The sequence below is a fragment of the Halorussus caseinilyticus genome (genome assembly GCF_029338395.1).
GTDB classification, from domain to species: Archaea; Halobacteriota; Halobacteria; order Halobacteriales; family Haladaptataceae; genus Halorussus; species Halorussus caseinilyticus.
In genome coordinates, this window is record NZ_CP119809.1 from 22,109 (window position 1) to 47,250 (window position 25,142).

The window sequence follows — 25,142 nt, forward strand, 5'->3', positions numbered from 1 at the left end:
ACCACGGGACGCGCCGCGACTGCGCTCGCGCTCGCGGTTCCCCGCGAGCGCAGTCGCACGCGGGGAGGAACGGGGGCGCGGTGCGGTGGCGGTGCGGTCCTGATTGGCTCAAGCCTGTCGCTAGCCGCTCCGGTCGTCCTCCACCGGTCAGACCGACGCCAAATCACCAGTACCACCGCTCGGACCGACGAACACCGGCGACCCACGGAACCCCGGTTTCAGAGAACCACGCCCGTTAAACCGCCGCGCGCCCAAGTCCGGGTATGTTCGAGAGTCGTCCGGGCCGAGACGCCGAGGTAATCTTCGTCGGCCGGTCGAACGTCGGTAAGTCCACGCTGATGCGCGAGATTACGGGCCACAGCTCTGAAACCGGGGGCAAACCCGGCGTCACGCGCTCGCCCAACCACTACGACTGGGCCAGCGAGGACTTCGTGCTGACCGACTTGCCGGGGTTCGGGTTCATGTCGGGCGTGCCCGAGGAGCAACGCGAGCAAATCAAGACCGACATCGTGCGCTACGTCGAGGACAACGCCGACAAGATTCTGGTCGGGGTCCTCGTCGTGGACGGCAAGAGCGCGGTGGACATCATCGACCGCCACTCCGGGGAGGACGAGATTCCTTACGACGTGGAGATGTTCTACTTCCTCCGGGACGTGGACATCCCCGTCGTCGTCGCGGTCAACAAGATGGACAAGGTAGACGACGAGGACGAGCGTCTGAACGAGTTGTGCGACCGACTGGGCCTGCATCCGCCGTGGAAGCAGTGGCAGGAGACGATTGCCCCGATTAGCGCCAAGCGCGGGAACATCGACGCGCTGAACGAGGCGGTCAAGGAGCATCTCCACGAGGCCAAGCGCGACGACCTGATGAAGTTCTTCTCCTAATCGGTCGATTCGGGGCTTGCTTCGCGGTCGGTTGGTTCGACGGGATTGGCTTCGCGGTCGGTTGGTTCGACGGGATTGGCTTCGCGGTCGGTTGGTTCGACGGAGCTAGCTATTGCCGACTCCAATCAAGACCGCACCGCCCCGCACCTCGTCCTCCCCAACCGCCTGCGTTGCTCACTTCGTTGCGCTACTCGGCCCTCGCGCGGTCTGGCGCGGCACGAGGCCGCGCCAGCGCGCGCCGGAGTGGAACGCCGAACGGAGCTTCGCGCGCGGAGATAGAAATACAGTTCTCAGACAATTCTTTAGTCACTTCTAAGATACCTAAATACCTCTCTTTGTGCGGCCCCAAGTCCGAACACCCCGCCGCTCGTACTGTCGGTGATGACTCAGACTCCGGCCTACGAGGTGGTCGTCGTCGGCGGCGGACCCGCGGGACTCACCACCGCGCTCTACGCGACCCGCCTCGGCCACCGGACCGCGGTCGTCAACCGTGAGGGCGGGCGCTACGAGTCGGTCTCGTTCGTCCACAACCTCGTCGGCGTCTCCGAGGAGACCTCCGGGCGGGACGTGACCGCACTCGCAATCGACCAGTTGGAGGAGTACGGCGCGGACTACTACCAAGACGACGTGCGGGAAGTCGAGCGAGTCGGACCCGACGACGCCCCGGACTTCGAGAACGAGAGCGACGGCACCCAGTTCCGCGTGACCGCCGAGAAAGTCGCGCTCCGGGCCGACCGCGTGGTGTTCGCCACCGGGTTCACCGACGTACCGCCGAACGTCCGCGACCTCCGGGAGTTCACCGGCCGCGGTCTCCACTACTGCCTGCACTGCGACGCCTACACCCTCGGCGACGAACCCGTCTTCGTCCTCGGCCGCGACGACCACGCGGCCCACGTCGCCATGACCCTCCTGAACTTCACCGACGACGTTGACCTCCTGCTGAACGACGAGGAACCGGCGTGGAGTGACGACGTGTCCGAACAGGTCCGCGAACACCCCGTCGAAGTCGTTTCCGACCGCGTGGACCACGCCTACGCCGACGAGGACCCCGACCACGGCGACGGCGAGCGATGGCTCGGCGGTCTGGAGTTCGCCGACGGTCACGCACGCGAGTACGGCGGCGGGTTCGCGGTCCACGGCAAGGAGTTCAACAACGACCTCGCGGCCGACCTCGGATGCGACTGCAACGACGACGGGTCGGTCGCGGTGGACGACGACCGCGAGACCAGCGTCGATGGGGCCTACGCGGTCGGCGACCTGACCCACGGCCAGAACCAGACGCCCATCGCCGTCGGTGACGGCGCGTACGCCGGTATCGCGCTCCACAAGGACCTGCGGCGGTTCCCGGTCGCGGCAGACGAACTCGACCGACTCGACGACCTCGGCGTGCCCGCGATGCCCGACGACCTCCGCGCCCGGATGTGGCGCGTGCGGGCCGACGACGACCACGCTGGGATGACGCCGCCGGACCGCTGACTGACCCCACTCGACCGCCGACGCCTCAGAGCGCGTCTAACACGGCGTCGAGCAGACGCTCCGGTCCGCCGTCGTCGTAGACGTTCCCGGCCGGGAGTCCCCACGCCGCCGACTGCTCGTCGGCGTCCCCCCACGTCGAGAGTGCCGCGACCGGTGTTTCGGTCTCGTCCGGCGACCCGGCCAGCGACTCGATGGCCGCGACTTCCCGCTCGACGCCCGCGACCGAGAACCGCTCGAAGTCCGCGCGCCCCTCCCGGTCGGGGTCGTCCACCAGCACCACGGCGTCGGGGTTCGCGCCGTGGAGCAACGAGAGGGTGACGCCGGAGTACGCCCGGTGGGTCAGCGCGGCTTGCCCCTCCACGAACACGAAGTCGTGGTCCTCGGCCACGGCGCAGACTAAATCCTCGACCACGCCCGCGGTGAAGTCGGCGGGCACGCGGTCCACGACGACGCCGCGATGCGCCCCGACCATGATTCCGGTCTGACCGGTGGCGACCCATCCGGCGTCCAGACCGGCCTCCCGCGCGGCCCGGTAGAGTTCGAAGGTGGTCGTGCGCTTGCCCACCGCGCAGTCGGTGCCCATCGTCAGCACCACGTCGGCGTCTACGTCGTCCACCCGGCCGTCGCCGACCCGCAGGTCGTCTCCCGCCGGTGGTTTGCGCACGTCGAACAGGCGGACGCCGGACTCGGCGGCCAACTCCTGCCACCGCGGGCGCTCGGAGAGGAAGGTGTGCAGCCCCGACACCACGTCGCACCCGGCCCGCATCGCTCGCTCGATGTCTTCGACCCACGCGTCGGGGAGTTGTCCGCCCGCGGGCGCGACCCCGATGACCAGCGCCTCGGTCTCGGGTGCGCGCTCCAGCGCCGCGTCCACGGACGCGACGACCGGCACGTCGGCAACGTCGTCGCGTCCGAGTACGTCGGCGGCGGTCCGTCCGGCGCGCGCGGAATCGACGACCGCTCTCGCCTCGAAGAGTTCGCTGTGCATCACTACGCCGTTCGCGGTCTTGCCCTCGGTGGTCCCGAACGCGCCCTCCGCGAGGACGACGGCGGGGACCGGCGCGTCGAAGGCGCCGTGAAGGTCCATGCTGATGACTCACGAACGACCTCCGTAAAACGCTACCACCGTTCATGAGAGGGACCGAGAGACAGCTATTTAGGCGACGACTCCATCGGTACGACCGAGGTGCATGGCAACTGATACCACGGGTGGACTACGGCTAACGCTCGACATCTGGCATCCCGACTGTTGGACCCTTGCCGTGACAGAGCGAACCGACGGGGGGTTGCTCGGCCACGGCGTCCACCGCATCGACGGGATGGCGAACGGTCGGTTCACGGCCTACGGGGACGCCACCGACGAGGTGGACGAACTGGTCGGGGCGATTCGGGACTCGGACCTCACCGAGTCGGTGTGGAGACGGCGAGTCCCCACGCCGACGCCGACACGCAGGTTCCGGGTAACGCGAGTCGGGGAATCGTGGTCCGGTACGACATCGAAAACAGCATCAACGATGCGCTGGTCTCGCGGGGTTCATCCCGGACGAACCGGTCCGGATGTACGACGGCCGGGAGTACTGGACGGTCATCGTCAACGAGAGTCGGACCGCGGTCCACGACCGCATCGACGCGATACGCGACGAGATGGACGCCGACGTGGTGGTCGAACTCATCACCGCGCCCGCCGCCGGGAGCGGCATCTTCCGGACCGACGAACTCTCGGCCCGCCAGCGCGAGGTGTTCGAGTTGGCGCGTCAGAAGGGCTACTACACGTGGCCCCGCGAGGTGTCGGCGACCGAACTCGCCGAGGACTTGGACGTGTCGAAGGCGACCCTGCTCGAACACCTCCGGAAGGCCGAGGTGAAACTCCTCGGGGAGGTGTGATTGCTCGTCGGATGTGTGATTGCTCGCGCAGACTCCGGGCGCGTTCGCGTGGCCACCCGCGAGCGCATGGGCTATCCGCGGGCGCAGGACTCGCGGGCGCAGGACTGCGCCCGCGGATAGCCCGCGCGACCGAGAGCGCGCGTGGGCTTTCCCGATTCACGGTCGCGGCGGTCGTCGTCGCGTTTTCGGAACGTCTCTGCACTTCGCGTGGGACCCTTCCATTCTGGGACGGGGGCTTTGTCTTCGGGTTCTGGTATGATATACTATGACATCCCAATCACGGGACGACCGAAGCCTCTCGCGGGACATGGGACCGCTCGGCGCGATGAGTACCGTCGTGGCGGGCACCCTCGGCGCGGGTCTGTTCGTCACGCTCGGCACCGCCAGCGCGACCACCGGCCCCAGCGTCATCCTCGTGGTGATTCTGTCGGGCCTGTTGGCGATGAGCATCGCTATCAACTACAGTTGGATGGCGACCATCTTCCCGGCGGCCGCCGGGTCCTACGCCTACGTCTCCAGAACCTTCGGGTCCCGACTGCCCGGATTCGTCGTCACGTGGTCGAAGTGGCTCGGCTACATGGCCGCCGACGCGGTGCTGGCAATCGGGTTCGGGAGCTACCTACAGGTGTTCTACCCCTCGGTCGACCCGAAACTCGCGGGCTTCGCCCTGTTGACGGTCCTGTTCCTCGTGAACCTCGTCGGCACGAAAGGCTACAGCCTCTCGCAGAACGCCATCTTCGGCGTGCTGATGGCCTCGATTCTGGTGCTGGTGATTCCGGGAAGTTTCAACATCGACCCCGCGAACTACCAACCGTTCTTCACCGGTGGTCTCGACGGGTTCGTCGGCGCGGCGGTGCCGCTGTTCTACGCCTATATCGGCATCGCCGTCGCGGGCCAGATGGGGGCCGAAGTCAAGAATCCCGAGCGCAACCTCCCGCTGGCGATGGCTGGCGGGACGCTCGTCCTCGTAATTCTCTACGTCTGGACCTCGGCGGTCATCTACGGCGTGGTCGCGGACTACACCGTCCTCGCGGACTCGGCCCGGCCGCTTGCGACCGCCGCAGAAGCGTTCCTCGGCGACTCGGCCATCGCGGTCGTCTCGTTCGGCGGCCTGCTGGCGACCGCTTCCAGCGTCCACGCGGTGATGGCCGCGGGCATCAAGATGCCCTACTCGTGGTCGTGGGACGAGGTGTTCCCCGAGCAGTTCTCCGCGGTCAGCGACCGATTCGGCACGCCCCACTGGTCGCTGGCGACGCTGTACGTCATCGCCGCCGGACTGACCTTCTGGAGCGCGGGCCTGAATCAGGCGCTCGCCATCGCCACGTTCAGCTACCTCATCGCGTACGCCTCGGTGTCGATAACCCTGCTCTACGCCCGAGCGAAGCGCCCGGACCTCGTGAAACGGGCTGGGTTCGACTTCGGATGGCTCACCCCGATTACGGGCGTCGTCGCTACGGTCGGGTCGGTCGGCCTGCTGACGAAGGCGTATCAGGGGTCGCTGAGCATCTACCTGCCGTGGCTGGCGGTCGGACTCGTCGTCTTCGCGGTCTACTGGTACCGCGGCGAGCAGAAGGGAACCGACGTGGAGGCAATCCTCGACACGCTTCCGGGGGTCGCCTCCGACGAGTACGACCCGAAGGTCGGCGGCGTGAGCGACGAGACCGTCGGCGGCGTGGACGACGGAAACGTGGGGGGTGCCAGCGATGACTGAGACCGAGACGGGACCGGCCTCCGGTCTCGCTATCGACCCCGAGGAGACCATCGACCTGCTCCAACAGATGGTCAAAATTCCGAGTCCGTACTTCGAGGAACACGACCTCGCGGAGTTCGTCTACGACTGGTTGGACGACCGGGACTTGGACCCCGAGTACCACCACGTCAGCGAACCCGAGATTACCGAGTACGAGGGCGACAACGTGGTTGCCCGACTGGAGGGGAGCGACCCGGACGCGCCGACGCTCCTGCTCAACGCCCACATGGACACGGTGAAATTGGTTGAGGACTGGGCGGAAGACCCCTGCTCGGGCCGCATCGAGGACGGGAAACTCTACGGACAGGGTGCCTGCGACATGAAGGGCGGTCTCGCCGCGGTGATGAAGGCGTTCGAGGCGCTGGCCGAGTCGGACCGCGAACTCCGGGGCGACGTGCTTCTGACCGCCGTCGTGGACGAGGAAGGTCCCTACGGTCTCGGGACCGACCGCCTCATCCGGGACGGACTCACCGACGACTGCGACGCCGCCGTCGTAACCGAACCCGGTCCCATCCTCGCCCAAGAGGACCTCGACAACCCGGCGCTCCTGCTCGGCGCGCGCGGGCGATTCCTCTACGACATCACGGTCAAGGGGAAGGCCGCCCACGGTTCCCAACCCCACAAGGGAGTCAGCGCGCTGGTGGACGCCGGACGACTCGCGGAGGGCCTGACCGAAATCGAGGTCGGGAGCCACGACAAACTGGGCGACGGGTCGGTCTGCCCGCTCATGCTCGAATCCGGTAGTCAGACGCTCTCGGTGCCCGAGCGCGCCCGCCTGATGGTGGACCGCCACGTCGTCGTCGGCGAGACGGCGGAGTCCGTGCGCGCCGACGCCGAGGAAGTCGTCGCGGAGTTGGACCTTGAAAGCGAGGTGGAAATCAGCTTCCGCGAGGCCCCCGACCCCGGCATCAAGTACGGGCCGTACGTCACCGACGAGGACCACGAACTCGTCGGGGCCTTGCAGGACGCGACCCGCGAAGTCGCGGGCGTGGACCCCGAACTCGGCTACTTCGCCAGCGTCGGCGACTTCAACTATCTGGGCGACCGGGCGGGCCTGCCGACGGTCATCGTCGGTCCCGACGGCGAGAACATCCACGGCGCGGGCGAGTTCGTCTACACCGACGAGGTGGTCGAAGTCGCGGAAATCGTGACGGAGGCGGCGGCCGAGTTCTGCGGGTGAAATCAGGGTTTTTCTGAATTTAGACAACGATTTCAATGCTTTCCAATTCAACGCCGTGTGGCGGTTCAGCCCGATCGTTATCTTGTGGACCGAAGTCTGTACTGGCCTCTCCGACCCCGTAACAGTCTACGTAACTCTCTAACTCGACGTACGCAGTATACTCAACGTCGGGGCGAAGAAGCGTTTGTACTCCCTCTCGGAAATCTCCTTGCCGCTTTTTCCAGTCTTTGATGCTCCCCGACTCAGAGACGATTTCCGTACTCAGTTTCGCGTTGGTTGACTGGTCTACGATGTTCAAACTCAGGGACAGTTCTGACGCCGCTGATCCGACTGCAGTTAATAATCCTTCATACTCCCCTGTCGCTACGACGATTGCGCTACGGGATTCATTACCTTCTACTCGAAAATCCACCCCGAGTCGGGAAATCTCGCTTCTGTCTCCCGCTCCCATCGCGGTTATCACTGAAGCAGTCATGCGGTTCCGCTCTTGGTCATAATCGGCGCCTCCCGTTGCGAGTAGATTTCCTCTTCGTCGAGATAGACTGCTTCCTGTATTCATTTTGGTAAATACTGTCCTCTCGTCGGTGAGCGCTCTGGGTGGTTCTTCTGTAGTCGTCTGTGGTGGGGCAAATTTTGCCACAATACCACCACTTGGAATAGATTTCCGAATATCCGACCGTGCTTGCTCTTTCTCTTCCGTCGGTGGCGATTCCAACTGTGATACCTCAATTGTAATGATATATCTGGCTCTCGTTTCTTCGACACTCACACCAGGTAATTTACTGAGAAGAGTAATTTCAGTCTCGTATTCCGGAGTAGCTGGTATGACAATGGTCTCGGTATCTGCCTCCTGTTTTAATTTATGTACTAGTGTATTTCGTGGTATCAGCAGTCCACCAGCGAATGTCCGTAACGCTGTTCTCCGATTCATCTGCTTTTGACAGGCTCCCATGGTTCACCACTAATTTCGATGCTACTTTTTCACACCACATATTTCATTTTGAATACGTCTAGAAAAGTGATACACCTGGATTATTCTTGAATACAGAGCGGAAATAATCCGTGACTCCGACAAGTAAAACGTCTCTAAGGATGGTTTTAAGACTTCCTTATATAATCCGATTCGTCATCTCCTCGCCCGCGTCCACGCGCTCGACGTTCTCCCGGACTAACTCCGCGATGTGTCGGAAGTAATCGCGCTCGGCCGCGGCGCGGTGAGGAGTCACGATGACCTCCTCCATCTCCCACAGCGGCGAGTCCTCGGGCAGGGGTTCCTCCTCGAATACGTCCAGACCCGCGCCAGCAATCTCGTCGCCGCGGAGCGCGGCGACGAGTTCGTCCTGCACGACGACCGACCCACGGGCGACGTTGAGGAGGTAGGCGTCCTCGCGCATCGCCGCGAACTCCGCGGCACCGAACAACCCTTCGGTCTCGTCGGTCAGCGGGACCGCCAGCGCGACGAACTTGGCGTCCGCGACGGCCTCGCCGAGGTCGTCGGGCGTGAAGACTTCCTCGGTGTGCGGGGTCGGGTCGCCCGAGCGTCGGACGCCGACGACTTCCATCCCGAGGGCGTCTGCGCGCTCGGCGATGCCCTGCCCGAGGGTGCCCAACCCGACGACGCACAATCGCTCGCCGTCGAGCGTGAACGGTTCGTCCCACGCGGGGGAAGCCCACTCGTGGGACTGCTGGCTTCGGACGTAGGCGTAGAGTCGGCGCGCGAACGACAGCATCAGGCCGACCGCGAACTCGCCGACGCTGGCGTCGTGGATGCCGGTGCTGTTGGTCAGGACGACGCCTTCGTCCTCGAAGGCGTCGAGGGGGAACCGGTCGTACCCGGCCTGAATCGAGTGGACCCACTTGAGGTCGGCGTCGAGGAAGGTCTCGGAGTAGCCGAACGTCACCACCGCGTCGCAGTCGCCGAGTTCGTCGTCGCCGACCACCGGAATCGCGGGACCGAGGTCCGACAGCGCCTCGCGGAGTCGTTCGGGCGGGAAGACCGCGCTCACGGACTCGTGGACGCCGATGCGTCGTACTTGCATGGGGAAACGTCCGGAGTCTCGGCGGTTGAATCTTCGGGTCGCCGACCGCCGCCAGAACTGGCGGCGGTCGGCGAGCGCGGCCGCTATGGAACGCTACAGATTGCTCTCGCCATTAAAAATCGTTCTCTAAGCAACGTAGCGCGCGTTCAAAACCTCGTAGATATTTCTCGGCGGGTAGCGTCTCCGAAGTGGTGGCTCGGTGTAAATCCCTCGTCACAAGGGGCTCGGTGGGGGTAACTGCTCGTCACGGCCACCACGAGGGGGTTGGACGCTCACGGTGAAAAGCGTCACGCAGTCGGCCTTCTCAGAGGAGCCTATCCTGCACCTCTGTTCCAAAGTTTAGAGAAAAGAATATTTCAGTCATAGATTTTAATATAGTTATAGCAGTTTTAATATATTTAAATACTAAAATAGAGTGGGACAGAGTTGAGTACGACGCCGAATTCGACGGCGTTTCGGGGGTCACGTACACCCTGCTTCGGTTATAGAATCCCGTGACGTTGCCCTGTGTCCTGCTGTTCGAATGAGGGGTCGCATGTTCGAGCCAGCTAGAAGAGACCAGGGTACTAGTTAGTCGCCGCAGTTCGACGCAACCTGATTCTGACTGTAGATTATCGAGATGAGCGACATCGCCGCGCCGATACCGTTACCGGCCGAACTGACCGATGGGCCGCCTTTAGACCGAACCTCCTTCTGGTAGTTCCGTATCGACTGGTAGCAACCGAGGTCGATGTCGAACCCCACGGCGACCGCGTTTTCGATATACCAACTCGCCCATAGCGGGTCGTTCCAGCCGCCCTCGTCGTTTTCGTCGTTTACGTTCACTTCCAGATGATAGATTCCCGGCTCGAGGAAGACACCTGGTGCCCACTCGAACGTGTATTCGGTCGTCTGATTGGGAGGGATTTCGATGGCATTACCGCCGTATGTATCCGGATTCAGATACACACGCTGGTCGTCAATGTAGTTCTGATGGTACAAATGCGGAACGACGTGACCCCACTTGGTCTCGTCGTAGGTACTCCTGATTTCGACGGTCAACGTGGTTTCGTCACCCTCTTCCGGAAAGAGCGTATCGTCACCGACCTTCACCTCGCGGAGGTCGATGCTCTCGAACAAGCCGCTCGCACTCACTTGCTGGCCGAGTGTCGAGAATCCGGCCCCGCTCCGAAGACGCTCCCTCCAATCTTTGCTGCGTCTCGACGGGTCACACCTCCCTTCATGGATACTACTAATTAGTATTATTTCATTAGTCTTGTGGAGGCGTGGTTTGAGTTAACATCCATCCTTCTGTCGCCTCCACGCCGTGGAACGGCCAGCTACTTACTGTCACCACGTCGAGTAGCCACGAAGTTCCTCAACTACGTCCCTGAGTTCCTCGGCGTCCAACACCCCGCTCTCGGTAATCACGCCCGAAATCCAATCCGCTGGCGTCACGTCGAAGGTCGGATTCAGCACGTCGAGGTCGGTCTCGCCGTCGTACACGGCTTCGGGGTCGCCGTCCTCCAGACGCACCGCGTCGTCGGTCCGCACTTTGTCGCTGGCGGCGACGACGTAGACCGGAAGGCCCTCGCGGGCGGCGGCGCTCGCCGCCGCCCGCGTTCCGGTCTTGTTCACCACGCGGGCGTCGGGCAGAATCGCGTCCGCGCCGACCACCACCGCGTCCACGTCCTCGGTCGCTAGTACGTGCGCAGTCGCGGCGTCGGTGTGGAGCGCCACGTCCGGCCCGTCGGCGTTCGCGGCCAGTCGCTCGGCGACGCCGACGCCCTCCCGCGCCGGGCGCGACTCCGCGACGAAGACCCGGTTCGCGGCGGGCAGGGCGTCCAGCACGGTCCCCGACCGCGAGAGCGTCAGGACGCTCTCGCTCCGAATCTCGGCCGCCGCGTTCTCGGCCGCCTGCTCGTCCGCCCGAAACGCGCGCTCGATTCCCTCGCGGGCGGCGCGTTCGACCGCCTCCGCGGTGGCCTCGCCGCTGGCGGCGGCCATCGCACGGTTCACCCGATTGCCGACCGCGGCCATACTCGGTCGGGCGTCGAGGAGTTGCTCGGCGACAGCGGTCAGTTGCGACCACCCGACCGCCTCGGTGTCGCGCGCGGCGAAACTCCCCGCCCGGTCGCGCAGGAGTTCGAGCGCCCGGACCGAGAGGTACGCCGAACCGTGGTCGGCGTCCTCGGCCACCTGCCGGACGGTCGGACCGACTCGGGAGTAGGAGGCCCAGAGCTTCGGCACCGTCTCGCGCCGGAGGATTTCGGTCGGGTGTACCCACTCCGACTCGACGGTCTCCCAGTCGGTCTCGGCGTCTCGACGCTCGCAGTCGAACAGATAGGGGTGGACGACCCACCGCGCGTCGAGGTCCCCGTCACCGGGTGACTCCCGGTTTTCCGAGACGCTCCGCGCCTCGCTGTCCTCGAACTCGAAGGTGACGCCCTTCCGAGCGAGCGTGCAGGCGTCGAGCAGGCCCGTCTCCTCCTCGATTTCCTCGCGGGCCGCGGCGTCGGGGACCCTTCGGCGTGGCCCGCGACCCCGCCCCACTTTCCGGGGTAGGACCCGACTTGCTCCGAGCGCCGGAGCAACAGCACTTCGCCGCGATTCCGCAGAAAGCAGGTGACGACGTGGGTTTCGTCCATACTCGTACCGTCGGCCCGAAACGGCTTGAAATCCGGGTTCGGACCGGCGCGAGCGACTTATCCGTCGGCCGTGGTCGTGGTCGCGTTCGTCTCCACCTCGATGGAGACCGACTCGTCTTCCGTCGTGGTCTCGTCGCCCGCGTCGGTCTCGTTGGTCGCGTCAGTCGTCGCAATCGGTCCCACGTCGGGGCGGACCTCGGACAACTGCTCGACGGTCGGCGCGTTCACGATGGTCACGTTCCGGCCATCGACGCTCACGTAGAAGGCGTCGGCGAACCCGCCGTCCGGGATGCGCCACACGTTCGGCCCGAGTTTTTCCGCCCCCCAGTAGTAGAGGACGTTTCGGTACCCCTCCACGAACTGCTCGGCGTTCTGGGGCGAGTCCCACGCGAGTCGCCAGACGTATCCGAACTCCCCGCTGGGGTTCTCGTAGACGTGGAGTCGGTCGCCGTCCCACCCCGCCGAGTAGTCCGACTCGTAGTTCAGCGGGTCGAAGTCGCTGAGTTCGCCCGACTCGTTGTAGTCGAACCACTCTTCGGGCGGCACGATTTGGGCCTCGCCCTGACTGTGGTAGTACGGATAGACGAACGTCATCATCACCGCCGCCTCGCCGAGTCGCCCGTATCCGGGTCGGTCGGTCGCGCGCACGCGAGACCACCCGTCCGTCGCCGTGTCGTTCAGACTCACGTTCGTCGGCGGGTCGGTCTCGTACCTGAGCGGATGGATGACCTGCTCGGTACTCGCTGGCGGGTTCGCGTACATCTCGTTCACCGCGTCCCATCCGCCCACCTGCCGGACCATCCGGACGAACGCCGGGCCGTCGCTGTACGGTTGGAACTTCATCAGGTAGACGCCGATGTTGGCGAGTTCGCCGCCGCCTCCCCCTCGCTTCGCGTCGAGACACTCCCACCCTTCGCCGCACTGCTGTTCGTAGAGCGCCTCGGTGTAACTGGCGTCGCCCTCCACGAGACCGTTCCGCGCGTTCACTTGGTCGCGGAGTTTCGCGTCGAACGGACTGCCCGCGAGGTCGTACCGGGCGTCCTGCCACGCGTGCATCAGTTCGTGGGCCAGCGTGAGTTCGTCGATTCGCAGGTCCTCGGCGCTCTCCGCGATGACGACGATTTCGTCGTTTCGCGGACTGTAGAAACCGAGAACGCCGCTCCCGCGGTTGCGGTTCTGGACCGCGATGGAGTCGGCCGACTCGTTGACCAGCATCAGGGCTTCGAACTTCACGTTGTCGAACTTCCGGAGTGCTTCGTCGGTCTCGCCGCTCGCCTGTTGTCGTCGGTACTCCTCTCTGCTGAGGACCGACACGGGCACCGACTGGTCGAACTCGATGCACCGCACCGCCTCGACGCGGGCCATCGTCCGCGAGACGATTCGCTTTCGCTCGGCCTTCTCCACCCCGTCGGATTGGTTCACGTCGATTGACTCGTCGTACCAGATTCCGTTCTCCCACCCTTTCGCGTCGGCGTCGGGGTCGCTTCCGTCCTCGGGCGGCGCGGCCGCGCAACTCGTCGCGGATTGGCCCGGCCCGGTCTGCTGTCCGGTCGGCCCGGCCTGCTGTCCGGTCGGCCCGGTCTGCTGTCCGTCCTGTGCGCTCTGCTCTGGTTTCTCTTCGGTCGCCGTCGCTCCGCCGAGGGTCCCCCGGCGACACCCGACGCGAGCAACGCGACTACCAGTAGCATCGCTGTCGATTTCTTTCCCTGTGTTAGCATTCCCCACTACTCCTCCGTGGGTATCCACGGACGCGCCGGGCAAAAGGTCGTCGCCCGCTCCGACTCCGCGACTTCTGGAACTCGAAAGCGTGGAACGATGGTGGAAGTCGGCGAGAAACTAGCTACTGCCGACTCATATCGGACCGCACCGCGACAGCCACACCCTCCCCAACCGACTGCGCGTCTCGCTCCCTCCGGTCGCTCGCTGATTTGCGAACGACGTTCTGAAATCAGCGAGACGCGAAGCGTCTCGCAAGCCTCGGCCTTGCGGCCTGCGGTCCTCGTCCACCGTCGGAAGCGAGTTCCGACGAGCCGTCCGTCGCGTCGCTCCGGAAGACCTCGCGCGGCGGGCGCGACACGCTCCGCGGTCGCGCCCGCACGCGCCGGGTGGTTAGCTACGCCTGCATCTTCTGCGCGACTCCTGCTACGCCTGCACCGTCCGCGGTCTGTCGTCTCGATTGCCCGTTTCGGGCGGGTTTTTACGCCGACGCGTCAATCTTCGGGTATGGACGTGTTCGCTGTGCCGGGACTGCCCGAGGTCCGGGAGGGCGACGACCTCGCGGCCCTCGTCGATTCGCGGGCCGACCTCCGGGACGACGACGTACTGCTGGTCGCCAGCACAATCGTCTCGAAGGCCGAGGGTCGGCGCGCCGACCTCGACGACTTCCCGGCCGGACCCAGAGCGAGAGAGATTGCCGAGCGACTCGAAGGGATTTCCGGCGAGGAGAAAGACCCCCGATTCGCGCAGGCCGTCTTGGAGGAGAGTACCGAGATTATCATGGAAGCGCCGTTCCTTCTCACCGCCACCAAGTTCGGGCACGTCGGCGTCAACGCGGGCATCGACCGCTCGAACGTCGGTTCCGGTAGGGACGGCGCGGACGGCGAAGGTGGCGACCTCCTGCTTCTGCCCGACCGACCGACCGAGAGCGCCGACCGGATTCGCCGGAACCTCGAATCCGACCCCGCCGTAATCGTGACCGACACCTCCGGCCGACCGTTCCGCCACGGCCAGCGCGGAGTCGCCATCGGATGGTCGGGCGTCCCGGCGAGTCGGGACTGGCGCGGCGAGACCGACCGCGACGGCCACGAACTCGAAGTCACGGTCGAGGCCGTCGTGGACGAACTCGCGGCCGCGGCGAACCTCGTCACCGGCGAGGGCGACGACGGCCTGCCGGTGGCCGTCGTCCGCGACTGGGAGTTCGGCGACCACGAGGGAAGCGACAACCTGTATCGGGACGTGGACGGCGACTTCGTGCGCCAAGCCCTCAGGGGGTGGGAGTTTGCGCGGGATTGAACTCACGCCCGAGCATCCGATTTCGGACCTCGTGGAAATCGGCGAGACGGCGCAAGCGGAGGGCTTCGACGCCCTCTTTGCGAGTTGCCACTACAACAACCGCGACCCGTTCGTCGTCCTCGACCGAGTTGCGGCCGCGACCGACGACCTACTGGTCGGGCCGGGCGTCGCCAACCCCTACGAGACCCATCCGGTGTCGCTCGCCTCGCGCGTGGCGACGCTGGACGAGACCAGCGACGGCCGGGCGGTGTGCGGACTCGGCGCGGGCGACCGCTCGACGCTCACGAATCTGGGATTCGACCGCGAGAAACCCCTCCGGCGCGTGCTGGAGGCCATGAAGGTCTCCCAGAAGCTCTGGTCCGGCGAGCGCGTGGACCACGAAGGAACGTTCCAAGCCACCGACGCCGCGCTGAACTACGCCGACGCCATCGGCGGGGGCGACGGCGCGAACGACATCCCGGTCTACGTCGGCGCGCAGGGACCCCACATGATTCGGATGGCCGCCAAGCACGCCGACGGCGTGCTTGTCAACGCCTCCCACCCAGACGACTTCGCGTGGGCCGACCAACAGGTCGAGAAGGGTCTCGCCGAGCGACCGGACGAGCGCGGGGACTTCGACTTCGCGGCCTACGCCAGCGTCAGCGTGGCCGAGGACGCCGACGCCGCGCGGGAGGCCGCCAGACCCCCGGTGGCGTTCATCGCGGGCGGGGCCGCGCCGCCGGTCCTCGACAGGCACGGCATCGACCACGAGCGCGCGGCCGAAATCGGCAAGGCTATCGAGTCGGGCGACTTCTCGACTGCGTTCGAGGCGGTTACACCGGCGATGATAGACGCCTTCTGCATCGCTGGCACGCCGGCGACCGCCGCGGAGAAGATTGCGGGCGTGTTGGAGTACGCCGATAGCTTCGTCGCCGGGTCGCCGCTCGGCCCGGACCCCAAGGAGGCGGTTAGCCTCGTTGCTGAGGCCTGCGACCTGCCGACTCGGGAGTGATGAGGTCGATGGCCGCGCCCGCGGTCAGGTACGCCAGCACCAGCGACGACCCGGTTATCAGCACGAACCCCGTCGCCAACAGCAGTATCGAAGTCGGGAACGCGGTGGCGGCGTCGGCGAAGTAGCCTATCATGTCCACGATGTTCTGGATGATGCCTGCCATGCGTAGACGTGTGTAGTGGGGATACTTGTTTGCTCCGTATGCATCCGCGGCGTCGTCTCCTGCCTACCGCGTTCCCGTCGTCTCGGCAGTCGTCTCGTTGCGAAGCTCCGCAAGCAAATTTTTTATTGCTTTAAGACTTCTATCTCTGTCTCTAACATATCTATATATTCCTCAAATTCCGAACTCCCCGCGTCTCCGCTACTCTTACGACGGGGGCCTGCGTAGTCCGGCGCGTGCCCGAGGACGTACCCCTCGACGCCTTCGATTCGACCGAGAGCGGCGACGACGCCGAGGAGGTTTCCGACGCCGAGACGCCGGACCCCGAGGAGTTCGACCCCGCCGTCTCTACCTACGACTGGTCGCCCGCGGGCGGCGAGTGCGCCGCCTGCGGCGAGGTGGTCGAACGACGCTGGCGGTCGGGCGGCGAGCGAGACGGGTCGCTCGTCTGTCCCGACTGCAAAGAGTGGTGAGACGCGGATGGAGTGAGGGCGAGGCCTCCGACGGGTTTCAACGAAGGCGACGGCGAGACTTCCGACGACTTCCCACGAACGCGACGGCGAGAAACTAGCTTCAGGCTTGAACCAATCATACCGCAACCGCACAGCACCGCCACCGCACCGCGCCCCCGTTCCTCCCCGCCGCGTTCGCGCGGTTCCGCGCGAACGCGGCGCGTCCCGTGGACTGTGACGACTCTCGAAACGACGGATGTGACGACTCTCGAAACGACGGATGTGACGACTCTCGGAACGCGGTTGTGACGACTCTCGGAACGCGGTTGTGACGACTCTCGGAACGGCGGTCGGTGAGTCGCGCTCCGCCGTCAGTCGGCGAGGAGGCGAGCGTCGATGTACTCGCGGATTTCTGCCCGTGTCCGTTCGACGGCCACTTGGTTGCCGGTCGTATTGCGGACCATCGCGCCGCTGACCAGCGTTAGCAGGAACGAAGCGGTCTGTTCGGGGTCAACGTCCCGAAAAGTCCCTTCCTCGATTCCCTCCGCGATGATGTCCACGATGTGGTCGTGGAAGAACCGGTCGCTCCCGAGGAAGTGGTCCCGGAAGTCGTCGTCGTTGACCGCCTGCGCACGCAGTTCCACGAGGATGCCGACGAACTCCTCGTCCGCCTCGGGTTTCGTGGCGGCCACCGCGTCGAGGAGCGTACGGAGTCGCTCGTCGGCGGTGTCGTCGCGGAACGGCACGTTGTCCTCGAAGTGGTCGAGCGCGAATTCGAGGAAATCGACCAACAGGTCGTCTTTCCCGTCGTGGTGGTGATAGAGCAGGGACTTGCTCTTGTCGAACTCGTCGGCGATGCGCTGAATCGTCAAGTCGGCGTACCCGTAGTCGGTCAGCGCCCGGTACGTCGCTTCCATGATGGCCGTACGGGTGTCGTCGGCCGATTCTTCGAAGAGGGCCTCGGGCGGCATGTAGCGTACTATCTACGTACGACCGACCGACGTATTAAATCTCCGTCTCCAGCAGAGGACGACCCGTTTCGGAACTGTCTTGCCCGCGGAGAGACCCGACAATTTCCGTGACGGCGGCGCGGTCGGCCACCACAGCGACGAGTTTTCGCCGGGACAAAAGTTTCAAAGGTGGACGCGAAAGGTTGGGACAGTAAAGCACGCTCCGGCGACCGGCGAATCGGTCGCCGACTTTCTCGCCCTCTGCGTGCAGACAGCACCACTCATGACGGAAGCCAATCCCCCAAAGCGCCGAACCGACCCGTCACCCGACCCCCTGCCGGTAGACGAAGCGGCGAGCGTCGCCGAGCGGGTGATAGAGAACGTCGAGCGAGTCATCGTGGGCCACCACGACGTGACCGAACACATCGTGACCGCTATCCTCGCGCGGGGCCACCTCCTGTTGGACGACGTGCCCGGCGTCGGCAAGACGATGCTCGCCCGGTCGCTGGCCCGGTCCATCGACTGTGACTTCTCGCGGGTCCAGTTCACGCCCGACCTGATGCCGACCGACGTGACCGGCGTGAACGTCTTCGACGAGCGGACCCGCGAGTTCGACTTCCGGCCCGGTCCCGTCTTCGGCAACGTCGTCCTCGCCGACGAAATCAACCGCGCTCCGCCCAAAACCCAGTCGGCCCTGCTCGAAGCGATGGAGGAGGCCCAAGTCACCGTGGACGGCGAGACCTACGAACTCGACCAGCCCTTCACCGTCATCGCCACGCAGAACGACGTGGAGGCCGACCGGACCTACGAACTCCCAATCGCCGAGGTGGACCGCTTCGCCAAGCGCCTCACCCTCGGCTACCCCTCGCCCGACGACGAGTCGGAAGTCCTCCGGCGAGTCACGGGCGGCCACCCCATCGAGGGACTCGAACCGGTCGCCACGGCCGAAGACGTGCTGGCCGCCCGCGAGACGGTGGCCGACGTGAGCGCCGAGGAACCCGTCCGGGCGTACGTCACCCGACTCGCCAACTACACCCGCGACCACGCCGACCTCGGGGTGAGTCCGCGGGGGTCCATCGCGCTCCTCCGGTCGGCGCAGGCCCGTGCCGTCCTCGAAGGCCGGGACTACGTGATTCCCGACGACGTGCAGACCGAGGCCGAGGGCGTCCTCGCCCACCGGGTCCGGACCGGCGCGGAGTCGGGCGGCAAGTCGGGCCGCGAGTTGATAACCGACGCGCTCGACTCGGTTCCGGTGGAGTGATGCTGACGAGACGCGGATGGGCGCTCGCGGCCGTCGCGGTCGGGTCGTTCCTGATGGCCGCGTGGTTCAGCGCCCGCTCGTTGAACGCGGTCGTCGGCCCGGCGCTGGTCGCCCTCGTCGCCGGGTGGGTGCAGGTCCGTCGGACCGGCCAGCCAGAACTCCGGACCCGGACGCCCGAGTACGGATTCGCTGGCGAGGCCGAGACCGTCTCGCTGGACTTCGAGGCTTCGACGCCGCTAGCCGCGACGGTCCGACTCGAAACCGGCGAGGGACTCGAAGTCGCCGCCCCCGAGTTAGAGACCACCGTCGCCGACGGCACCGTGACCTTCGACGTGACGCTCCGAGACCGGGGCTTCCAGTCGGTCGGCCCGGTCGAAGTCGTCGCCGAGGACGTACTCGGCGTCTGGCAGGAGACCTACACCTACCCCGTCTCGAACGAAATCGTCGTCTTCCCCGAGATTCACCGGTTGAACGACGCCAGCGACCTCGCGGCACTCCACAAGGAGTTCGGTCTCGGCGGCCGCGAGCGGTTCGACCAACTCCGGGAGTACGAGCGCGGCGACCCGCTCAGAGACGTTCACTGGAAGTCCAGCGCCAAGCGCCCGAACGATGACCTCGTGGTGATGGAGTTCGAGGCCAACGAGGAACGCGAACGGGTCGAACTCCTCGCGGAGGCCGACGGCGGTCGGATGGACGAGGTGGCCGAGGCCGCCGCCAGCGTCCTGACGTACCTGCTCGACGCCGGACTCGCGGTCGGCCTGACCGTCCCCGGCGGCCGGGTCGAACCCGGCGCGGGACCCGACCACCGGACCGAACTGCTGACTCTGCTGGCCGGGACCCACCCCGGCACGGTGGGCGACCGACGCCGGGAGGGGTCCGACGTACTCGTGGCGGGCCGGGCCGACGAGGAGGAGGTTCGCGTCACCGTCGGCGAGCGGACCGTCACCTTCGGGCAGTTGTCCGGGTCGGCCGTCGAGCAGTCCGGCGGGCCGACTGCGAACGACGCCGACGGCCGAACCGCGTTCGCCGACGGCGGTCCCCCGCGGGACGACCGACTCGCGGGAGGTGAGCGATGAGCGCCGACGCTGCGTCCGGCGGACCCTCCGGGGTCGGGCGTGAACTCGACCTCGGCGACGTGGCGGTGTCGTACCACTGGCTGGCGGTCGGGTCGCTCGCGGTCCTGATGGCGACCTACCTGAACGTTCTCTACCACGTCACCGACATCGTGGGCGGGACGACCACGCTGGTCGCGCTCGTCAGCGCGACCCTGCTGGCGGGGGCGGCGACCGCCCGTCGGCTTCGACCCGTGCAGGCCGGTGCGCTCGCAGTCGCGTTGCTGGCGCTCGGACTCGTAGCCTACTATCTGGCGGTGCCAAGCGCCTACCTCGTCGCGGTGTCGCTCGGGAAGGTCGTCGCCGACAACGTGGCCCTGCTGACCGGCCTGTCGGTGTTGCGGATGACCGAAGTCGGCGCGTGGGCGCTCGGCGTCGCCCCCGCGATGGTGTTCGCGCCGTGGTACCTCGTCTTCCGGCGGCGCTACGCGCTGGCGGTCGGCGCGGCGGGCGCGGCGTTCGGCTTCTTCGTGCTGACCGGAGACCTCGGCAACTTCGCCACGCTGGTCGGGATGCTCGCGGCCACCGCGACTCTCGGGTTCGGCACTCTCGCGCGCCGCGGCGGGACCGCCGCGCAGGTGGACACGCTGGCGGTCGTGCTGGTGGCGATGATACTGCTCGCCTCGACTGCCAGCGTCGTCCCCGGCGGCGGCGCGAGTCCCATCCTTCCGGGCGGCGGCGCGGGCACGCCGACCGTCGAACAGGCGTTCGTCACCAGCGGCGACCGGGTGTCCATCGTCGGGTCGATTCGGCTCTCGCCGAAGGTCCGGTTCAGCGTCGAGTCGAACGAACCCCAGTACTGGCGGGTCGCGGCCTACGACCGCTACGACGGCAACGGCTGGATTCGGACCGGCGAGGGCGGGGCGTATCGCTCCCGGTCCGCGCCGCCCGGCCGGTCGAAAGTCGTGAAACAGACCGTCGAAGTCGAGGTGAAGCGGATGGGCGCGATGCCCGCCGCGTGGAAGCCCACCCGGTTGCAGTCGGGCGACCGGGACAACACCCGCCGCACGTCGCTCGGAGCCTTCGAGCCGGTGGGCGCGCTCCGCGAGGGCGAGAGCTACACGGTGGTCAGTCGGGTTCCGGACCCCACGACGCGCCAACTCCGGACCGCCGGGACCGACTACCCCGAGCGAGTCGAGAGTCGCTACCTCCAACTGCCGGGGAGTTCGGCCGACCGCATCCGGACCCGGACGAATCGAATCGTGCGCTCGGCGGACGCACGGACGCCCTACGCCAAGGCGAAGGCCATCGAAGGTTGGCTCGAAGGCAACAAGAGCTACTCGCTCGACGTGTCCCGTCCCGAGGGAAACATCGCCGAGAGCTTCATCTTCGACATGCAGTCGGGCTACTGCACCTACTACGCCACCTCGATGGTCACGATGCTCCGGTCGCAGGGTGTTCCCGCTCGGTTCGTGGTGGGCTACACCCCCGGCCAGCGCGTCGATAGGGACCAGTGGGTCGTCCGCGGACTCGACTCCCACGCGTGGGTCGAAGTCTACTTCCCGGAGGTCGGGTGGGTGAAGTTCGACCCGACCCCCGGCGGCCCGCGCCAGCAGGTCGAGAACTCGCAAGTCCAGCAGGCCCGGCAGGGGAACGTCTCTGGCGTGGACACCGACGAGAGCGAGGAAGGGACGTGGACCACGACGGCCACGGAGACGACGACTGCCGGTCCCGAGGGGAACGCGACGACGACGCCCGAGGGGAACGCGACGACGGTTCCGACCACCGCCGGGCAGGGACTCGGGGACCGCCAGCCAATCAACCCCGGCGGGGACGGTTTCGACGGCACGGTCGGCGGGTTCACCACCACCGAAAACGGGACGCTCGGCGGGGACTCCGGCGACGAGAGCGGTGGCCTCCCGGTCGGCGTCCCCTCGCGCGAGCAGGCGGTGCTGGGCGCGCTCGTGGCCGTGGGCCTGCTCGCGGCCGCGAGACGGACCGGACTCCTCGGACGGTTCCGGCGCGCGGCGTGGTTGCGGTGGCAACCACGCCGCAACCCCGAGACCGACGTGGAACGGGCGTTCGAGCGCCTCGAACACCTGCTCGGGAGCGAGTACCGCGAGCGTCGGCCGGGCGAGACGCCCCGCGAGTACTTCGCGGCGCTGGCGGCGACCGACGACTTGGACGATAGGGCCGAGCGCGTCGGGGCTATCTACGAGCGAGTTCGCTACGCCGGAGCGGTCGAGGACGGACTGGCCGACGAAGCGGTGTCGCTGGTGGACGAGTTGGTCCGCGAACGCCGAGGCTTGCTCGGCCGACGCTGAACCGCTCGCGGGAACGACCTTCGGTCGCCCGCCGCGCGCGGAATCGGCCGATTGGCCGTCGCGTTCGCTTTCTATCGCGGTCCAACCCGAGGAATTAGCGACACAGTTTTGTACCCCTACGACCAATTCCCGAACTGTAATGTCGGAAGTGTGCTCGACGTGCGGGCTGCCTCAAGAGCTCTGCGTCTGCGAAGACGTTGCCAAAGAGTCCCAGCAAATCAACATCCGCATCGACGAGCGACGCTACGGTAAAGAGGTAACGATTATCGAAGGATTCGACCCCAAGGACGTAGATTTGGACAGTTTGTCCTCGGACCTCAAGTCCAAGTTCGCGTGCGGCGGGACCGTCGAAGACGGGCAGATAGAGCTTCAGGGCAATCACACCGGGCGCGTCGAGGATTTCCTCCGTGACAAAGGGTTCAACGTAGCCTAACCTCACGTCGGTTTTGCGCTGTCGTAGCGGGTCAACGAGTGCCCACTGCCGTTCCACTTCTGTTCCGAGACCGCGAGCGGACGGTCGAGAATGTTCTGCATTTGCTAAAGCAAGAAATATATTTCTTTAACACGATGAAAAATTACTTCGAGAACGATAGAGCTGTCCCGCGACTCGCCGGTCGAAAGCGCGCCGGTCAGAAGGGCGCGTCGGGACCCTCGGTGACTTCCTCGTCGGCGTCGTCGCCGTCAGCGTCGTCCGTCCGTTCCAGTTCGGACTCCCACTTCGAGAGTCCGCCCGCCATGCTCTCGACGCGGGCGTCGTCGGGCACGCCCTCGTAGGAGGCGACGAGTCGCGCGGCCTGCACGCTGGCTTTCCCGTGCGGGCAGACGGTGACGACGCGCTCCGCGCCGTCGAGTCGTTCTATTTCGTCGGCGAGCGCGTGGAACGGGATGTTCTCGCTGCCGGGGATGTGTCCCCGGTCGAACTCTGCCTTCGACCGGATGTCCACGACGCGGACCGCTTCGCCCGCGTCGAGGAGTTTTTCGACCTCCTCGGGGGAGATTTCGGCGTCCATCGACTCGTGGTTGGTCGCCGGGCCGAATAAGCCCCACGCTCGGTACGGGACCGAGTTACGACGGCGACTGCCGGAATCGTCGGTGCAATCGTCACGGAAACTGCTCGCTTTGGCTCCGCACCGTTACCGCGGCCCCAGAAACTGCGACCGAGAAGTCCCCGAAAGGGACCGCCTGAACCGGCGGATGGACAGTCGAGCGTTCGGTGGCGACCTCTTATCTTCCGCGGTCCGACGCCGCGAAAACTCGCAGTTAAGCCTTCGTTACTTTCGCCGCGTCGTCCCGCGAAACTGTCGTGCAGTTGACCAAAAACCGCAAGTAATCCCGGCACGTGAGTCCGAGTATGTGGGGCACCCGGAGCAACCGGGGAAGCAACTCGGTCGATTGCATCGCCTGCGGCGAGACCGTTCGCCGGTCCGACGCCCGCGAGTACGACAAGGAGGGCGACCGCTGGGACCGGAAGGGCAAGCAGTTCGAGTTCCTCTGTAAGGAGTGTCACACCGGTCTCTGTCACCAACCGCGGGACGAACTCGAAGAACTGCTGGTAGACATCGACGCCGGGGGACTCACCGAAATCGAGTTTCTGACTCGGTACTGTCAGGCCGTCGAGGACCGCTACGGACCCCTCGACCACGAACGGTAAGCCGGGGATACATCCCGGAGCGACGTGCGACGGGCCGACGACGAGTCACAAACGGCGTCCGTATTCCTCCGACACGACTAACTACTCGACTCCGTTAGTCAACAGTATGACGAACGACGCGCAGGCCGAGGCTGGCACTCCCGAAGGGCAAGGTCCGGTCGAGATTTCGCCGGAACTGGCCGACAAACTCGAAGACAAGCGCGAGGAACTCTTCGAGAAGTTCGAGATTCGAGACGAGTTTCCCCAAGCGGTGCTGACCGAGGCCGAGAAGCGCACCGAAGACATTCAGTCCGAGATTAGCGAAGAGGTAGAAGAGCGCCGCGACCTCCGCGATATGACGACGTGGACGACCGACCCCATCGACGCTCAGGACTTCGACGACGCCCTCTCGGTCGAGGAACGAGACGACGAGTACGTCCTCTGGGTCCACATCGCCGACGTGACTCACTACGTCAACCCCGAGACCAACATGTGGGACGAGGCGGTCGAACGGGCCAACACCGTCTACCTGCCCGCTTACACCATCCACATGCTCCCGCCGGTGCTGGCAGAGACCGTCTGTTCGCTGGTTCCCAACGAGGACCGCCTCGCCCACACCGTCGAGATGCACCTCGACAAGGAGAACCTGAGTTTCGAGACCATCGAAATCTACAAGTCGGTCATCGAGAGCGACGCCCGCCTGACCTACACCGAGGCCGAGCGACTGTTAGACGACCCCGAGTCCGCCGACGACCACCTCGAAGACCCGGAAGTGGACCTCGCGGAGAAGACCGAACTCGTCTGGACGCTCGCCGACCGGATGCACGAACAGCGAAAGGAGGACGGCAGTCTCGTCCTCAACCCTCGGCGGGACCGCGCCCACACCATCATCGAGGAGTGCATGCTGAAGGCGAACAAGGCCGTCACGCACAAACTCATGTGGGACCGCGGCGTCGAGGCGATGTATCGGGTCCACCCGCAACCGAGTCCCGACGAGTGGGGCGAGGCCCTCCGAGAGATTCAGGACCTCGATGGCGTCTCGATTCCGGGGTCGAAGTGGGACGACCCCCGGATGGCCGTCAACGCCACCCTCGAAGAGGCACCCGAGCGCCAACTCGACAAGATTCAGTGGGCCGTGATGAAGGTGATGCCGCGCGCGAAGTACATGAACGACCCGTTCGGTGGCCACCACGCGCTCAACTTCGAAATCTACGGCCACTTCACCAGTCCCATCCGGCGACTCAGTGACCTCATCAACCACTGGATTGTCTACAGCAACGACGTGCCCGAGGACCTCGTGGCGCTCTGTGACCGCGCCAGCGACAAGCAGGCCGATGCCGAGACCTGCGAACGCGAGTACAAGCAGTTCCTCGAAGAGGTGGGTCTCGACGCCGCGGCGGTCAACAACCGTGGTCTCGAAGTCACCGACGAGTCCTGACCACCGATTCGAAGGTCTTCCGACTATTTTCC

21 protein-coding genes and 2 pseudogenes are annotated in these 25,142 nt (G+C 65.7%); 14 read left to right on the plus strand and 9 right to left on the minus strand.

What is annotated here, in order from left to right; genetic code table 11:
* Positions 1-263 precede the first annotated feature (263 nt).
* Together engB and P2T60_RS00105 are read left to right on the plus strand one after the other, a co-directional pair.
* A complete protein-coding gene (gene engB / locus P2T60_RS00100) occupies positions 264-884 on the plus strand; it encodes a GTP-binding protein EngB (RefSeq protein ID WP_276280533.1) in 621 nt (206 codons plus the stop codon).
* Between the two features lie 381 nt (positions 885-1,265).
* Entirely contained in the window at positions 1,266-2,360 is a 1,095-nt protein-coding gene (locus P2T60_RS00105) for an NAD(P)/FAD-dependent oxidoreductase (protein WP_276280518.1), read from the plus strand.
* A gap of 25 nt (positions 2,361-2,385) precedes the next feature.
* Here P2T60_RS00105 and P2T60_RS00110 read toward each other — a convergent pair whose 3' ends face one another.
* Positions 2,386-3,447 (minus strand): N-acetyltransferase DgcN family protein, encoded by a 1,062-nt coding sequence (locus tag P2T60_RS00110; protein ID WP_276280519.1) that lies wholly within the window; start codon positions 3,445-3,447, stop codon positions 2,386-2,388.
* A gap of 103 nt (positions 3,448-3,550) precedes the next feature.
* Here P2T60_RS00110 and P2T60_RS00115 point away from each other — a divergent pair.
* From P2T60_RS00115 to P2T60_RS00125, 3 genes and pseudogenes are all read left to right on the plus strand, one after another.
* A pseudogene (locus P2T60_RS00115) lies at positions 3,551-4,244 on the plus strand (helix-turn-helix domain-containing protein).
* Between the two features lie 265 nt (positions 4,245-4,509).
* On the plus strand, positions 4,510-5,955 hold the full coding sequence (locus P2T60_RS00120; RefSeq protein WP_276280521.1) for an APC family permease: 1,446 nt from the start codon (positions 4,510-4,512) through the stop codon (positions 5,953-5,955).
* Positions 5,948-7,174 carry a M20 family metallopeptidase gene (locus tag P2T60_RS00125; RefSeq protein ID WP_276280534.1) on the plus strand — a complete coding sequence of 409 codons (1,227 nt, stop codon included), beginning with the start codon at positions 5,948-5,950 and terminating at the stop codon, positions 7,172-7,174. Before P2T60_RS00120 ends, P2T60_RS00125 begins: the two co-directional genes overlap by 8 nt.
* 19 nt (positions 7,175-7,193) lie before the next feature.
* On the opposite strand, the gene P2T60_RS00130 is transcribed toward P2T60_RS00125, so the two are convergent.
* From P2T60_RS00130 to P2T60_RS00150, 5 genes and pseudogenes are all read right to left on the minus strand, one after another.
* Complete coding sequence (locus P2T60_RS00130) at positions 7,194-7,943, minus strand: hypothetical protein (RefSeq protein WP_276280524.1); 750 nt, start codon at positions 7,941-7,943, stop codon at positions 7,194-7,196.
* Positions 7,944-8,283: 340 nt separating this feature from the next.
* Positions 8,284-9,213 carry a D-2-hydroxyacid dehydrogenase gene (ddh, locus tag P2T60_RS00135; RefSeq protein ID WP_276280525.1) on the minus strand — a complete coding sequence of 310 codons (930 nt, stop codon included), beginning with the start codon at positions 9,211-9,213 and terminating at the stop codon, positions 8,284-8,286.
* 570 nt (positions 9,214-9,783) lie between these two features.
* Complete coding sequence (locus tag P2T60_RS00140) at positions 9,784-10,305, minus strand: hypothetical protein (RefSeq protein ID WP_276280535.1); 522 nt, start codon at positions 10,303-10,305, stop codon at positions 9,784-9,786.
* A gap of 237 nt (positions 10,306-10,542) precedes the next feature.
* A pseudogene (locus tag P2T60_RS00145) lies at positions 10,543-11,840 on the minus strand (eIF2B alpha/beta/delta subunit family protein).
* Positions 11,841-11,897: 57 nt separating this feature from the next.
* A complete protein-coding gene (locus P2T60_RS00150; RefSeq protein WP_276280536.1) occupies positions 11,898-13,565 on the minus strand; it encodes an Hvo_1808 family surface protein in 1,668 nt (555 codons plus the stop codon).
* A 498-nt stretch (positions 13,566-14,063) separates the two neighbouring features.
* Here P2T60_RS00150 and P2T60_RS00155 point away from each other — a divergent pair, with 498 nt between their 5' ends.
* Positions 14,064-14,852: a coenzyme F420-0:L-glutamate ligase gene (locus tag P2T60_RS00155; protein ID WP_276280537.1), complete on the plus strand. Its 789-nt coding sequence runs from the start codon at positions 14,064-14,066 to the stop codon at positions 14,850-14,852.
* On the plus strand, positions 14,839-15,843 hold the full coding sequence (locus tag P2T60_RS00160; protein ID WP_276280538.1) for a 5,10-methylenetetrahydromethanopterin reductase: 1,005 nt from the start codon (positions 14,839-14,841) through the stop codon (positions 15,841-15,843). Before P2T60_RS00155 ends, P2T60_RS00160 begins: the two co-directional genes overlap by 14 nt.
* Here the strand turns inward: P2T60_RS00160 and P2T60_RS00165 are convergent.
* Positions 15,800-16,006 (minus strand): DUF8024 family protein, encoded by a 207-nt coding sequence (locus P2T60_RS00165; protein ID WP_276280539.1) that lies wholly within the window; start codon positions 16,004-16,006, stop codon positions 15,800-15,802. The two genes, P2T60_RS00160 and P2T60_RS00165, sit on opposite strands and share 44 nt — an antisense overlap.
* A gap of 233 nt (positions 16,007-16,239) precedes the next feature.
* Between P2T60_RS00165 and P2T60_RS00170 the strand changes: the two genes are divergently transcribed.
* A complete protein-coding gene (locus P2T60_RS00170; protein ID WP_276280540.1) occupies positions 16,240-16,476 on the plus strand; it encodes a DUF7573 domain-containing protein in 237 nt (78 codons plus the stop codon).
* A 350-nt stretch (positions 16,477-16,826) separates the two neighbouring features.
* Here P2T60_RS00170 and P2T60_RS00175 read toward each other — a convergent pair whose 3' ends face one another.
* Positions 16,827-17,426 (minus strand): TetR/AcrR family transcriptional regulator, encoded by a 600-nt coding sequence (locus tag P2T60_RS00175; RefSeq protein WP_276280541.1) that lies wholly within the window; start codon positions 17,424-17,426, stop codon positions 16,827-16,829.
* A gap of 262 nt (positions 17,427-17,688) precedes the next feature.
* On the opposite strand from P2T60_RS00175, the gene P2T60_RS00180 reads away from it, so the two are divergent.
* The 4 genes from P2T60_RS00180 (at position 17,689) to yciH (ending at position 22,475) form a co-directional block, all read left to right on the plus strand.
* A complete protein-coding gene (locus P2T60_RS00180; protein ID WP_276280542.1) occupies positions 17,689-18,666 on the plus strand; it encodes an AAA family ATPase in 978 nt (325 codons plus the stop codon).
* Entirely contained in the window at positions 18,666-19,742 is a 1,077-nt protein-coding gene (locus tag P2T60_RS00185; protein ID WP_276280543.1) for a DUF58 domain-containing protein, read from the plus strand. The genes P2T60_RS00180 and P2T60_RS00185 overlap by 1 nt, the downstream gene beginning before the upstream one ends.
* Complete coding sequence (locus tag P2T60_RS00190; RefSeq protein WP_276280544.1) at positions 19,739-22,042, plus strand: transglutaminase TgpA family protein; 2,304 nt, start codon at positions 19,739-19,741, stop codon at positions 22,040-22,042. The genes P2T60_RS00185 and P2T60_RS00190 overlap by 4 nt, the downstream gene beginning before the upstream one ends.
* A gap of 139 nt (positions 22,043-22,181) precedes the next feature.
* Entirely contained in the window at positions 22,182-22,475 is a 294-nt protein-coding gene (gene yciH / locus P2T60_RS00195) for a stress response translation initiation inhibitor YciH (RefSeq protein ID WP_128477306.1), read from the plus strand.
* Positions 22,476-22,671: 196 nt separating this feature from the next.
* Here yciH and P2T60_RS00200 read toward each other — a convergent pair whose 3' ends face one another.
* Entirely contained in the window at positions 22,672-23,052 is a 381-nt protein-coding gene (locus P2T60_RS00200; protein ID WP_276280545.1) for a rhodanese-like domain-containing protein, read from the minus strand.
* A gap of 341 nt (positions 23,053-23,393) precedes the next feature.
* On the opposite strand from P2T60_RS00200, the gene P2T60_RS00205 reads away from it, so the two are divergent.
* The gene (locus P2T60_RS00205; RefSeq protein WP_276280546.1) at positions 23,394-23,693 is read left to right on the plus strand and encodes a DUF7562 family protein; all 300 of its coding nucleotides are present in this window, start codon (positions 23,394-23,396) and stop codon (positions 23,691-23,693) included.
* Between the two features lie 106 nt (positions 23,694-23,799).
* Entirely contained in the window at positions 23,800-25,110 is a 1,311-nt protein-coding gene (locus tag P2T60_RS00210; RefSeq protein WP_276280547.1) for a ribonuclease catalytic domain-containing protein, read from the plus strand.
* Positions 25,111-25,142: the final 32 nt, after the last annotated feature.